Source organism: Micromonospora sp. NPDC005324 (assembly GCF_040607155.1).
GTDB lineage: Bacteria > Actinomycetota > Actinomycetes > Mycobacteriales > Micromonosporaceae > Micromonospora > Micromonospora trifolii.
In genome coordinates this window covers 1-12,326 of sequence record NZ_JBEXGE010000042.1, presented here as the reverse complement: position 1 = coordinate 12,326, position 12,326 = coordinate 1, and the positions used below count along the sequence as shown (strand labels likewise).

10 protein-coding genes are annotated in these 12,326 nt (G+C 74.0%); 3 read left to right on the top strand and 7 right to left on the bottom strand.

The window, feature by feature from the left end:
• The first annotated feature begins 62 nt into the window (after positions 1-62).
• Entirely contained in the window at positions 63-1,082 is a 1,020-nt protein-coding gene (locus tag ABZS40_RS30715) for a helix-turn-helix domain-containing protein (protein WP_354947322.1), read from the top strand.
• 80 nt (positions 1,083-1,162) lie between these two features.
• Here ABZS40_RS30715 and ABZS40_RS30710 read toward each other — a convergent pair whose 3' ends face one another.
• From ABZS40_RS30710 to ABZS40_RS30690, 5 genes are all read right to left on the bottom strand, one after another.
• The gene (locus tag ABZS40_RS30710; RefSeq protein WP_354947320.1) at positions 1,163-4,882 is read right to left on the bottom strand and encodes a S8 family serine peptidase; all 3,720 of its coding nucleotides are present in this window, start codon (positions 4,880-4,882) and stop codon (positions 1,163-1,165) included.
• Between the two features lie 158 nt (positions 4,883-5,040).
• The gene (locus tag ABZS40_RS30705; protein ID WP_091407282.1) at positions 5,041-5,925 is read right to left on the bottom strand and encodes an NAD kinase; all 885 of its coding nucleotides are present in this window, start codon (positions 5,923-5,925) and stop codon (positions 5,041-5,043) included.
• Positions 5,926-6,034: 109 nt separating this feature from the next.
• Positions 6,035-6,895: a TlyA family RNA methyltransferase gene (locus ABZS40_RS30700; RefSeq protein ID WP_354947318.1), complete on the bottom strand. Its 861-nt coding sequence runs from the start codon at positions 6,893-6,895 to the stop codon at positions 6,035-6,037.
• A 38-nt stretch (positions 6,896-6,933) separates the two neighbouring features.
• On the bottom strand, positions 6,934-7,155 hold the full coding sequence (locus ABZS40_RS30695; protein WP_354947414.1) for a hypothetical protein: 222 nt from the start codon (positions 7,153-7,155) through the stop codon (positions 6,934-6,936).
• Positions 7,156-7,277: 122 nt separating this feature from the next.
• Positions 7,278-7,865, bottom strand: a complete 588-nt coding sequence (locus tag ABZS40_RS30690) for a hypothetical protein (protein WP_354947316.1) — start codon at positions 7,863-7,865, stop codon at positions 7,278-7,280.
• A 111-nt stretch (positions 7,866-7,976) separates the two neighbouring features.
• On the opposite strand from ABZS40_RS30690, the gene ABZS40_RS30685 reads away from it, so the two are divergent.
• Positions 7,977-8,315, top strand: coding sequence for an SCP2 sterol-binding domain-containing protein (locus tag ABZS40_RS30685; protein WP_354947314.1), 339 nt, complete (start codon positions 7,977-7,979; stop codon positions 8,313-8,315).
• Positions 8,316-8,328: 13 nt separating this feature from the next.
• Here the strand turns inward: ABZS40_RS30685 and ABZS40_RS30680 are convergent, their stop codons facing one another.
• Positions 8,329-9,360 (bottom strand): HAD-IIA family hydrolase, encoded by a 1,032-nt coding sequence (locus ABZS40_RS30680; RefSeq protein WP_354947312.1) that lies wholly within the window; start codon positions 9,358-9,360, stop codon positions 8,329-8,331.
• Entirely contained in the window at positions 9,357-10,319 is a 963-nt protein-coding gene (locus ABZS40_RS30675; protein WP_354947412.1) for a Replicase polyprotein 1ab, read from the bottom strand. Before ABZS40_RS30675 ends, ABZS40_RS30680 begins: the two co-directional genes overlap by 4 nt.
• Here ABZS40_RS30675 and ABZS40_RS30670 point away from each other — a divergent pair.
• The gene (locus ABZS40_RS30670) at positions 10,308-11,804 is read left to right on the top strand and encodes a hypothetical protein (RefSeq protein ID WP_354947310.1); all 1,497 of its coding nucleotides are present in this window, start codon (positions 10,308-10,310) and stop codon (positions 11,802-11,804) included. The two genes, ABZS40_RS30675 and ABZS40_RS30670, sit on opposite strands and share 12 nt — an antisense overlap.
• Positions 11,805-12,326: the final 522 nt, after the last annotated feature.

Here is a 12,326-nt window from a genome sequence, read left to right as displayed (position 1 = left end):
ACAATTGACCAGCCGACGGGCCCGGGTACGGCCCGTACCCGGCCGACGTACAGTTCTGCCCCGTGTTGGACGTGATCGGCCTGACCTCGGCTGAGGAGGAGCTCTACCGCTGCCTGCTCCAGCTCACCACGGCCCGCATCGACGAGTTGGCCCGTCGCCTGCACCGGCCCCGTGAGCAGGTCGTCGCCCAGGTCGAGGCGCTGCGCGGCAAGGGCCTCGTGCAGCGCAGCGACAACGACGCGGACGCCCCGCTGCGCCCGACCGCCCCGGACGTCGCCCTCGGCGGGACGCTGCTGCGGCGACAGGAGGACCTGGAGTCGGCCCGCCGACTGGTCACCCAACTGGCCGAGGAGTATCGCTCCGGGCTGCGCCGACACCACGTTGACCACCTGGTCGAGGTGATCACCGGTGCCCGGGTTCTGCGGGACCGCCTGCGCGACCTGCAGAACTCGGCGCGTACCGAGGTGCTCTGGTTCTGCCGGGCCAATCCCCTCGCCATGGCCGGCCCGGAGAATGTCGAGGAGTTCGACGCGCTGGCCCGGGGGGTGAGCTACCGGGCCATCTACGAGCGTGACCTGCTGCTGGAGCCGGGCGCGTTGGCCGACCTGGCCAAGGGGGTCGCCGCCGGGGAACAGGCCCGCGTCCTGGACCGGCTGCCGGTCCGACTGGCCATCGTGGACGCCAGCACGGCCATCTGCCCGTTGGTGCCCGACCGCGACGGCGGCGAACCGAGCGCCGCGGTGATCGGCCGCAGTCAACTGCTCGACGCGCTGCTCGCCCTCTTCGAGAGTCACTGGCGGGTGGCCACCCGGCTGCGCCTCGACGACCCCCTCGCCGTCGCGGCCCCCGAGGCTCGACGGCCGGAACCCGAGGACCGCCCTGGCGACGGTTACCAGCCCGACGCCGACGAGGCCCGGCTGCTGTCGCTGTTCGTGGCGGGCGTACCGGACAAGTCCATCGCCTCGCAGCTCGGGGTGAGCCGGCGGACAGTGCAACGGCGGATCGCCGACCTGATGGCCGCCGCCGGCGTGGACACCCGGCCCGGGTTGGCGTTCCAGGTGGCCCGACGCGGCTGGCTCTGACCCGTTGAGGGTCCGCCGTCGACCGACGGCGGACCCTCGACCGGCGGGGCGGGACGGCCAGGCCGCCCCGCCCCGCCCGATCACCGCAGCCCGTACGCCTGGAGCACCATCTGGTCGACGGTGTTCCCGGCCCGGTCGGCGGCGTGCACCCGCAGCGACACCGTTCCGCGCCCCGCCGGCACGGTAGCGGTGTACCGGGTGCCCGACCCCGTGGTCGGCGCGTTGCGCCAGGTGACGCCCCCGTCGAGGGAGACCTGCACCCGGACGCTGGTGCCGGTCGGCGCCCGCACCCCGGCCGGCTGCCGCAGGGTCAGCCCCAGCTGGTGCGGCCGGTTGCCGCGTACCGTGCCGCGCAGGTCGGCCGGCACCCGGTAGTCCACCTGGAGCAGCGGCAACGGCGTGGCGGCGTCGCCCGCCGGTCGGGCCGAGGTGAACTCCCACGCCGTGTCGGTCCGCGTGCCGTAACGCCACTCGGCCGAGGACCGCTGGGTGGTCACGTCCAGGCGGTAGCGGGCGGCCCCGGCGGTCGTGGGCACCGACGCCCAGCCGTCGGAGAGGTCGGCGATCTGCTGCCCGTTGCGGCTGACCCGTGCCGCGACGGTGTCCGACTCCTCGCTCTCGCCGGCCACGCTGTAGTGCCCCTCGGCGTCGACGAACTCGGGCACCCGCAGCTCCAGGTTGTCACCGGTGCGGGTGGGCACCGGCGCCCCACGGGCCGGGACGGCCGGACGGAGCACCGGCGCGTGCCAGGTCTCGGTCACCCGGTCGTCGGCGGCATAGCGCCGGGGCTGCTGGGTCAGACCACCGGCCAGCTGCCCCCACTGCATGAACATCTGCTTGTGCAGCACCCGTTGTTGCCACCAGTTGTCGCCGGAGCTGACGAACTCCTGCCGGGTGGTGCCGTTGCGGACCATGCGCTGGTCGTCGTTCCAGGCGTACTCCTGCCACGGACGCCAGCCGAACCGCTCCTCGGTGGCCCAGCCCGCGCCCAGGTCGCCGTAGCTCGCGGTCACCTCGGCGGTGTTCCTGGAGGTCACCGTGTGTACGACACGCTCCGGCACCCGACCCTTCGACACCTGCCACACGTCGTACAGGTAGGGGCTGTCCACGGTCAGCGTCAGGTCCAGCGTCGCCCGACCCTTGCGCGCCGCCGCGATCAGCCGCTGCCCGTCGTCGTACGCGACCACCATCGACGGGATCGGCAGCCGGTCCCCGATCGGGCGCCAGACCGTCCAGGCGGAACGGTCCTCCGGGCGGACGATGAGAACGGCGGCGGCGCCGGCTGCTGCGGCGGCGGCGACCTGCTCCTCCTCCGAGCGGTTCGGGTCAGCGGCGAGCAGCGCGGCCGCGCCCCGCACCCGGGTCAACTCGGCGGCGGTTCCGGTGCCGGCCCACACCAGCGGCAGCTTCCGCCGACCGGTCGGCGCCGGCGACGTGCCCAGCAGATTGATGTCCGACGGACCGGACACCCCGCTGATCGTCGCGTCCACCATGGGCGCGACGAGCTGCCACCGCGAGGCGAACTCGAACTCGCCCTGGCGCACCTGGCGCGTCGGCGTGACGTTGACCCGCTGAACGGTGCTGTAGGCCATCACACCGTGGTCGATCTGCCGGCCATTGCCCAGCACCCGGTGCACGTAGTAGCTGAGCGTGGCCCGCTGCTCGCTGGGCTTCGGCGTCTCGATCCGCACCGGCGTGCCCTTGCGCGCGTCGAGCACCACTGTCAGGTCCCGGTCGACGACCAGCTCCGGCTCGACGGCCTCGGTCAGTTGCTCGTCCAACGGAGCACCGTGCTCGAACATCGCGGTCAGCACATACGTGCCCTCCTCGACCTGCAGGGTGCCCTCGCCACCCCACATGCCCCAGAAGTCCGACTCGGGCTGCTCACCGAAGACTGTCAACCCCGGCGAGAGGCCCGGCTGACCCTCCCGGTCCAGCAGCTTGATGGTGAGGTGGTGCACGGGACCGCTGACGGTGAGCCCGACCGGCGTGCGCACGGCGACACCGTTCGTGCCTGTCGCCACCAGCCAGCCACCGTGCGGGCCCCGGCCCAGCTTCGCCGGGTCGGCGCGCAGCGGCACGGCCACGCTGCCGCCCGCCGGCACTGTCACCTCGCCGGAGGTCACGGCGACCCCGTCGGGCTCGGCCGCGCCGGTGTCCAGGTTGCGCAGTTCCAGGGCCGGTCGCAGGGTCTGCGCGGTCTTCGTACCGTTGGTGTACGTCACGGTCCGCTCGACCGCCGCACCGCCGGTGGAGATCCGGCCGAAGTCTGCGGTGGCCGAGGCGTACACCTGCTGCCCGAGCGCCCGCGCCACGTCGACCCGACCGCCACCCTGCTCGAAGACGGTCAGGGCCGGGTTCGCCTTCGTGGTGCTGACCAGCGCGTCCTTGAGCTTCGCGGCGGGCCAGTCCGGGTGTTCCTGGGCGAGGATCGCCGCCGCCCCGGCCACGTGCGGGGTGGCCATCGAGGTGCCGGACGCGGTCGTGTAGGCGTCGCCCACCGGCGTACCCATGGCGGTGCCGGCGGCCCGGGCGGCGACGATGCCGACGCCCGGCGCGGTGATCTCGGGCTTGAGGCCGTTGTCGCCGAGGCGCGGGCCCCGGCTGGAGAACTCCGCCAGGTTGTCGGCACGGTCCACCGCGCCGACGGTGAGCGCCGCCGCGGCCGCGCCGGGCGCACCGACGGTCCGCGCGGCGCCCGAGTTGCCGGCGGCGACCACGAACAGCGCGCCGGTCTCGGCGGTCAGGTCGTTCACCGCCTGGCTCATCGGGTCGGTGCCGTCGGTCGGGTCGCCGCCGAGGCTCATGCTGACGACCTTCGCGCCGGAGTGGGCGGCCCACTCCATGCCCGCGATGATGGACGAGTCGTAGCCGGAGCCACCGTCGTCGAGCACCTTGCCGATCAGCAACTTCGCGCCGGGGGCGACGCCCTTGCGCAGCCCGTCGGACGCCGCGCCGCTGCCGGCGATGGTCGACGCCACGTGGGTGCCGTGCCCGTGCCCGTCGCGAGGGCTGCCGCTGTTGGAGAAGTCCTGCGCCTCGGCGATCCGACCGGCCAGGTCGGGATGAGTGGCGTCGACGCCGGTGTCGAGCACCGCCACCTTCACGCCGGCACCGTCCCGCCCGGCCGCCCAGGCGATCGGGGCGCCGATCTGCGGCACGGAGTGCTCCAGCGCCGGGTGGACCTTCCCGTCCAGCCAGATGCGGGCGATGCCGGCGCCGAGCTGGGGCGCGGCGGCAGTGGTGGTCCGGCTGGCCGGCGTACCGGCGAGCGTGGTCCACAGGCCACCGAGGGCGCCCTTGCCGACCCGCAGCGCCGCGCCGTTGATGCTCTCCAGCGGCCGGGCGTCGGTGGCACCGGTGAGCGGCTTGACCCGCCCGGCCGCCTGCTCCTGGTAGCGCACGATCAGTGGCAACGCGCCCTGCGCGGCATCGCCGTATCCGTCGGCGGCCAACTCCTGCACGTCGAACAGGTTGGCGTCGAGGACCCCGCTCGAGACGTAGGGCAGGGCGTCGCTGGGCAGCACCCGCAGGCGGCCGTCGACCTCCAGGGTCTGGAAGATGACCCGCTCGCGCCCGGGTCCCGGGCGGACGGTGGCGGCGACCCGGCCCGGCGCCGCGGGCGCGAGCTCGACCTGGTCGCCGGTGATCAGAGTGATGCGGACGGGTGCGTGCTGGGCGGGCGTGCCCGACGTCGGGCCGGTGGGCCGGGCGGGCGGGTCGGCGGACGCCGGTGCGGCGACGCCGACCACCAACGCGCCGACCGCGCCGACGGCGAGCCAGCGTGGGGACCAGTGCATGCGATGGGCTCCTCTACTCCTCCAGGCCCGCCATCCGTAGATGAGGGCCGATCGGAGTCTGCGTCGGAGCGTGTCACCAGGTCACTAGTCGTCGGCCGCCGCAGCGGCGACATGTCGTCAGGTGGACACCCGACAGCCACTGACAGTGTGCGCCACGGTCACCGGCGGCTGCCGCGCCAACCGTGCACGGGGAGGCCGAACTTGGCCACCAGCCGGTCGGTGAACGGGCGGGGGCGCAGCCGCACGATGCGTACCGGCAGGGCGCCCCGGCGCACCGTCACCCGCGCGCCGGGTGGCAGGTCGTAGACGCGCCGGCCGTCGCAGGAGAGCACGGCGAGGGTGGTGAACGGGTCGACGGTGATCACGAAGGTGGACGTCGGGGCCGTGACCAACGGGCGGCTGAACAACGCGTGCGCGCTGATCGGCACCAGCAGCAACGCCTCCACCTCCGGCCAGACCACCGGGCCGCCACCGGAGAACGCGTACGCGGTGGAGCCGGTGGGGGTGGCGCAGACGACACCGTCGCAGCCGTAGCGCGACAGCGGCCGGCCGTCCACGTCGACGAGCAGCTCCAGCATCTGGGCCCGCTCGCCCTTCTCGATGCTGATCTCGTTGAGCGCCCAGGACTCGATGGTCGGCCCACCGTCGAACTCGGCCGTGACGTCCAGCGTCAGCCGCTCGTCGACCGTGTAGTTGCGGCCGACGACGTCCCGGACCGCCGTGTCCAGGTCGTCGATCTCCGCCTCCGCCAGGAAGCCCACCTTGCCGAGGTTGATGCCGAGCAGGGGCGCCTTCGCGGGCCGGGCCAGCTCGGCGGCGCGCAGGAAGGTGCCGTCACCACCGAGCGCGAAGACGATCTCGGCGCCCTCGGCGGCCTGCGGGCCGGCGACCGGCACCACACCGGGCAGGTCGAGGTCGTCGGCCTCGTCGGCGACCACCCGTACCTCGAAACCGGCGTCGATCAGGTCGGCGGCGACCGACCGGGCGTGCTCCGTGCTGCGCCGACGGCCGGTGTGGGTCACCAGCAGCGCGGTGCGGCTCATCGGGCCGCCCGCCCACGCCGGACCGGGCGGCGTCGCGCCACCGGCGCCGTCGCCTCGGCACGGCCGCGTGTCACCGAGCGGCCCGTTGCGGCGCCCTCACTGCGCGCGTTCACCCTGCGACCTCCTCCGCCGCCACGTCCGGCACGTCGCCGGCCGTCGTCGAGCCGTCCGGCCCGGCCGCCACCACGGCCCGCACCCGCTCCGGGTCGGCCGCTGGTGCGCCCCGGCGCAACCATACGAAGAACTCCACGTTGCCGCTCGGCCCGGGCAGCGGGCTGGCCGCCACGTCGGCCAGTCCGAGGCCGAGCCGCACGGCCGCCGCGGCCACGTCCAGCACCGCTTCGGCGCGCAGCTCCGGATCGCGGACCACACCGCCGGCGCCGACCCGGTCCTTGCCGACCTCGAACTGCGGCTTGACCATCAAGGCCAGGTCACCGTCGTCGCGGGTGCAGCCGGCCAGCGCCGGCAGCACCAGTCGCAGCGAGATGAACGACAGGTCGGCCACCGTGAGGTCGACCGGGCCACCGATCGTGTCAGCATCGAGGGTACGGACATTCGTGCGCTCCAGGACGCGGACCCGCTCGTTCGTGCGCAGCGGCCAGGCGAGCTGCCCGTAGCCGACGTCCACGGCGACCACCTCGGCCGCGTCGGCGCGCAGCAGCACGTCGGTGAACCCACCTGTCGACGCTCCCGCGTCCAGGCAACGCCGTCCGGCGACGTGCAGCCCACCGGGGGCGAACGCGGCCAGCGCGCCGGCGAGCTTGTGCCCGCCTCGGGAGACGTACTCCTCGGCCGGGTCCGCACCGGTCACCAGGAGCGGATCGGCGGGGTCGACCATCGCGGCCGCCTTGCGGGCGACCACGCCCCGCAGTTGGACCCGGCCGGCCTCCACCAACGCGGCGGCCTGCTCACGGGAGCGGGCCAGACCGCGGCGGACGAGTTCGGCGTCCAGCCGGTTACGACGTGCCATGGGTGGTTCTCCGGTCTACTCAGGCCTGGTCGTGCCGCTCAGGTCTGGTCGATGGTGGCGAGGGTTTCCCGCAGCGTCTCGTAGGCCGCCTCGTACTGGGCGATCTGGTCGGCGGGAGCGAGCGTCGACGCGTTGGCGATGGCCCGCACGGCGGCGTCCACCGCCGGATGCCGCGTCTCGTCGTCCCCGAGATCCGGCGGCGGCCCGGGGCGGGCACCCATCGGCGGACCGGGACGGGCCGGAAGGGACCCGCCAGCCAGCGGGCCGGGACGGGCCGGGAACGAGCCGCCAACCGGCGGGCCGGGACGGGCCGGGAACGAGCCGCCAACCGGCGGGCCGGGACGGGCCGGGAAGGACCCGCCGGGCGGTGGACCGGGCCGGGTCATTCGGCGTCGTCCGGCCGCTGCTTGCGGACCGCCTTCTTCGCGGGCATCACCGCCGGCGTCGGGACGTCCTCGTCGGCGGTCCGGCTGATCGTCGCCGGCGGCCTCTTGGCGATGGCCTTCTTCGCCACGGCCTTCTTCGCGACGGCCTTCTTCGCCACCGGCGCGGAGACCGGGGCACCGGCCGAGGCGTCGGACGGCACGAGGCCGGTGCCGGGCCGCGCGGCGACGGTCGGGTCGGGTTGTGGCGTGGGCCCGGCGGTCGGCGTGCCGGCCGGCTCGGTCGACCGCGCCTCCCGCAGCTGCCGTTCCAGGTCGTGCACCCGCCGGGTCAGCTCGGCCACCTCGTCGGCGGTGGCCAGACCGACAGCGCCGAGGGCCCGGTCGACCTCGAAGCGGACCAGCTTGGTCAACGCCTCCCGGTTGGCGGCGCCGGTGGTCACCAGCTCCTCGCCGAGGGCCTGCAGTTGGGCGGCGGTCGCGCCGCCGGAGCCGACGAGGCGACGTGCCACGTCCTGGGCCTTCTTCCGGGGCGCCTCCGCAAGGCCCATGGCCAGCTCGAGGTAGGCGCGCCACGCGTCCTGCATGCCTGAGTCCTTCCACGGGGCGGGGTGTGCAGGTGTCACGCTACCGGGCACCCCGGACCGACCCGTGCGGTACGGTGCCGAGGACGGCGTGGCGATCAACGAGGGGGAGATGTGGCCAGCGTGGACGAGTGCCGGCAGGCGTTACAGGAGCTGGCCGCCCGGTTGGATCGCAACGCCGAGACGGTACGCGACCGGATCGACCTGGACCGGACGCTGGCCTGCCGGATCACCGACCTGGACACCGCGTTCCACGGCCGGATCACCGGCGGCCGACTGGTCGAGCTGACCGACGGCGACAACCCCAAAGCCAAGATCGCGCTGAGCACGTCCAGCGACGACCTTCTCGCCCTGGTCCGGGGCGACCTGGACGTCACCAGCGCGGTGACCTCCCGCCGGGTGTCGATCAAGGCCAACCCGTTCGACCTGCTCAAGTTGCGCAAGCTGCTCTGACGACCGCCCCGGCTCACGCCGCCGCGGTCAGACCGAAACTCTCCACCGCGTGAGCCGCGTCCGGGCCCACCGGGCGGATCTTCGGCAACGCCGGCACCGGCACCGACCAGGCCACCGCGCAGAGCGCGGCCAGGGCGTCCAGCGGCCGACCGGTACCATCCAGCTCCAACACGCCGTCCCGTTCGGTCACGGACCAGCCGCCAGCCTCCGCCGGGCCCGGGACCCGCACGGCGGCAGCCGGGTCGAAGAGCCCCGCCAGGTCTTTCGCGACGTACGTGGGACGTCGCTGCGGCTCGGCGGCCAACAGCTCCGGTACGCCGCTGACGCCGGTGAGCACGAGCAGGCTGTCCAGCCCGGCCCGGCGGGCGCCCTCGATGTCGGTGTCCAGCCGGTCACCCACCACCAGGCTCCGCCCACCGCCACTGCGTCGGGCAGCGGTCTCGAACAGCGCCGGCTCCGGCTTGCCGACCACCACGTCGGGGTCCCGCTCCAGTGCCGTACGCAGCACTGCCACCAGCGAACCATTCCCGGGCAGTGGCCCCCGCCCACTGGGCAGGGTCCGATCGGTGTTGGTGGCGATCCAGATCGCACCCGCCCGCACCGCGACCGACGCTTCGGCCAGCTCGGCCCAGCCGACCTGCGGGCCGTACCCCTGCACCACCGCCGCCGGCTTCTCATCGGCCTGGGTGACCGGGTTCAGACCGACCGCGCGCAGCTCCGCGCGCAGCGCCTCCGCACCGACCACCAGCACCGACGCGCCGGCGGGCAGCCGGTCGCGCAGCAACTCGGCCGAGGCGGCGGCGGAGGTGAGGACCTCCTCCGGCCGGGCCGGCACGCCCATCCCGGTCAGCAGGTCAGCGACCTCGCTGGACCGGCGGGACGCGTTGTTGGTGGCGTACGCCACCGCCCGTCCCTCGGCGTGCAGCCGGGCCACCGTCTCGACGGCGCCGGGGATCGGCCGGTCGATCAGGTAGATCACGCCGTCCAGGTCGAAGACGACAAGGGCGTACCCGTCGACCAGCCGCTCCCCCACGCCCGCGCTCACCGCTGCGTCGACCCCGACTCGTCGTCCCGAGCCGGCACGGTCCCGTCGGCGTTCGCCGCGTCCCCGTCCGTCACGCCGCTGTCGCCAGTGGTGGCCGCGTCGGCGTTGCCGCTCTCGGTGGGGTGACGGTCCTCGTCCTCGTCGTCGAAGCCTTCGTCGTCGGCGGGACGGCCGACAGCGTCGTCCTCCTCGTCGTCGTCGAAGTCGTCGTCATCGTCGTCGTCGTCGTCATCGTCGTCGTCGTCGTCGTCGTCATCGTCGTCGTCGTCGTCATCGTCGGCATCGTCATCGCCGGCAAGGTCGGCGTAGGGTCGGGCCGGCACCGCGCCGGGAGCGCCCGGGCCTGCGGCGATCTCCTCGGCGGCCTCGTCCTCGTCGTCACCCTCGATGACCACGCCGTCGAGTTCGAGCAGCCGCTCGGCGGCGTCGGTCTCGCCCTCGGTGTCCACGTCGGCGGCGCGGGAGAACCATTCGCGGGCCTCCTCGCGCCGGCCCACCGCGAGCAGCGCGTCGGCGTACGCGTACCGCAGCCGGGCCGTCCACGGCACGGTGGCCTCGTTGGTGAGGTCCGGGACCTGGAGCATCGCGACCGCGGCGTCCTTCTGCCCGAGGTCACCCCGCGCGCCGGCGGCGACGATCAGCAGTTCGATCGCCACGGCCTGGTCCAGCTTCTCCCGGTCCGCGCCGCGGAACAGGTCGATGGCCCGCTCCGGCCGGCCGAGAGCCCGCTCGCAGTCCGCGAGCACGGCCAGGTGGCTCTGCAACCCGCTCATCCGGTGGTACGTGCGCAGCTCGGCGATCGCCGACTGCCACTCCCCCGCGCGGTAGGCGGCCAGACCGACCGCCTCACGGACAGCGGAGATGCGCGACGCGAGCCGCCGGGCGGCCAGCGCGTGCGCCAACGCCTCGGCCGGATCCTCGTCGATCAGCTGCCCAGTGGCGACCAGGTGCCGGGCCACCGTCTCGGCGACCGGCTTGTTCAGCGAGAGCAGCTCAGCGCGGACGTCCTTGTCGAGGTCGGTCGCGACGATGTCGTCCGGCAGCGCCGGGGCCAAGTTACGCCCGCTCTCGGACGACTCGGAGCCACCCGCGCGGTCATCGCGACGGAACTCCCCGTCGCGACGCGGCCGATCGTCGGACCGGAAACCCCCGGTACGCTCTCCGCCCCGGTAGCCGCCCTCGCGGTCGCCACCACGGAAACCGCCCTCGCGGGGGGCGCTGGAACGGGAGCTGTCCCGGTCTCCGCCCCGGAAGCCGCCTTCGCGACGGTCGCCGCCCCGGTAGCCACCCTCACGGGGGGCGCTGGAACGCGAACCGTCCCGGTCACCACCCCGGAAACCACCCTCGCGGGGAGCGCTGGAACGCGAACCGTCACGATCGCCACCCCGGAAACCACCCTCACGGGGAGCGCTGGAACGCGAACCGTCCCGGTCGCCGCCCCGGAAACCACCGTCGCGGTCGCCGCCCCGGAAGCCACCCTCGCGGGGCGGGCCGGAGCGAGTGCGATCGCCACCCTGGTAACCGCCCTCACGACGGTCACCGCCACGGAAACCACCCTCACGAGGAGCACTGGAACGCGAACCGTCACGGTCGCCGCCACGGAAGCCACCGTCGCGACGGTCGCCGCCACGGAAGCCACCGTCGCGGTCACCACCGCGGAAGCCACCCTCGCGCGGCGGGCCGGAGCGAGTGCGATCGCCACCCTGGTAACCGCCCTCACGACGGTCACCACCACGGAAACCACCGTCGCGGTCACCACCCCGGAAGCCACCCTCGCGGGGAGCGCTGGAACGCGATCCATCGCGGTCGCCACCGCGGAAGCCGCCCTCGCGGCGGTCGCCGCCACGGAAGCCACCGTCGCGGTCACCACCGCGGTAGCCGCCCTCACGGGGAGCGCTGGAACGCGAACCGTCCCGGTCCCCGCCACGGAAACCACCCTCACGGTCACCACCGCGGAAACCGCCCTCACGACGGTCACCACCACGGAAACCACCCTCACGGGGAGCACTGGAACGCGATCCATCGCGGTCGCCACCCTCACGGGGAGCACTGGAACGCGAACCGTCCCGGTCGCCACCCCGGAAGCCACCTTCGCGACGGTCACCGCCACGGAAGCCGCCCTCGCGGTCGCCGCCCCGGAAGCCACCCTCGCGGGGCGGGCCGGAGCGAGTGCGATCGCCACCCTGGTAACCGCCCTCACGACGGTCACCACCACGGAAACCGCCCTCGCGCGGAGCACTGGAACGCGAACCGTCACGGTCCCCGCCCCGGAAACCACCCTCACGGCGATCGCCACCACGGAAGCCACCGTCGCGGTCGCCGCCCCGGTAGCCGCCTTCGCGGGGAGCGCTGGAACGCGAATTGTCGCGGTCGCCGCCCCGGAAACCACCCTCACGGGGAGCGCCGGACCGGAAGCCGCCCTCACGCGGGGCACCCGAGCGTGACCCATCACGGTCGCCGCCTTCGCGCGGAGCGCTGGAGCGCGAGCCATCACGGTCGCCGCCACGGTAGCCGCCTTCGCGCGGAGCGCTGGAGCGCGAGCCGTCGCGGTCGCCGCCCCGGAAACCACCCTCGCGGCGGTCGCCGCCGCGGTAGCCGCCCTCACGGGGGGCGCTGGAGCGAGAGCTGTCCCGGTCACCACCACGGGAGCCAGAGTCGCGGCCGCCGGCGTATCCGCCTCGGGCGCCGCCGCCGCTGTCGCGGTCTCCCCGGTACGGGGGCCGACCTTGGTCATCGCGGCGCGGGCCGCGGTCGCTTCCGCCCGCACCGTCAGTACGGTCTTCGTAACGACGGGGACGGTCTCCGCCCTGCGGTCCTGAACTCACAGGTACATCCTTCCTGATTGCGCCACCAATGGCGCTACGCAGTCGAGGGGGGGCCCGGGGGGGGGGGGCGGCGGCGGGGGTGATTTTGTTGTTTCCGCACACCGTAAGAAAAACATAAAACCCTCATTAATAAAATATTCA

Bases quoted from the DNA above. Each gene is read 5' to 3' on its own strand.
- ABZS40_RS30710 (WP_354947320.1), bottom strand. From the start codon at position 4,882: ATGCACTGGTCCCCACGCTGGCTCGCCGTCGGCGCGGTCGGCGCGTTG.
- ABZS40_RS30705 (WP_091407282.1), bottom strand. From the start codon at position 5,925: ATGAGCCGCACCGCGCTGCTGGTGACCCACACCGGCCGTCGGCGCAGC.
- ABZS40_RS30700 (WP_354947318.1), bottom strand. From the start codon at position 6,895: ATGGCACGTCGTAACCGGCTGGACGCCGAACTCGTCCGCCGCGGTCTG.
- ABZS40_RS30690 (WP_354947316.1), bottom strand. From the start codon at position 7,865: ATGCAGGACGCGTGGCGCGCCTACCTCGAGCTGGCCATGGGCCTTGCG.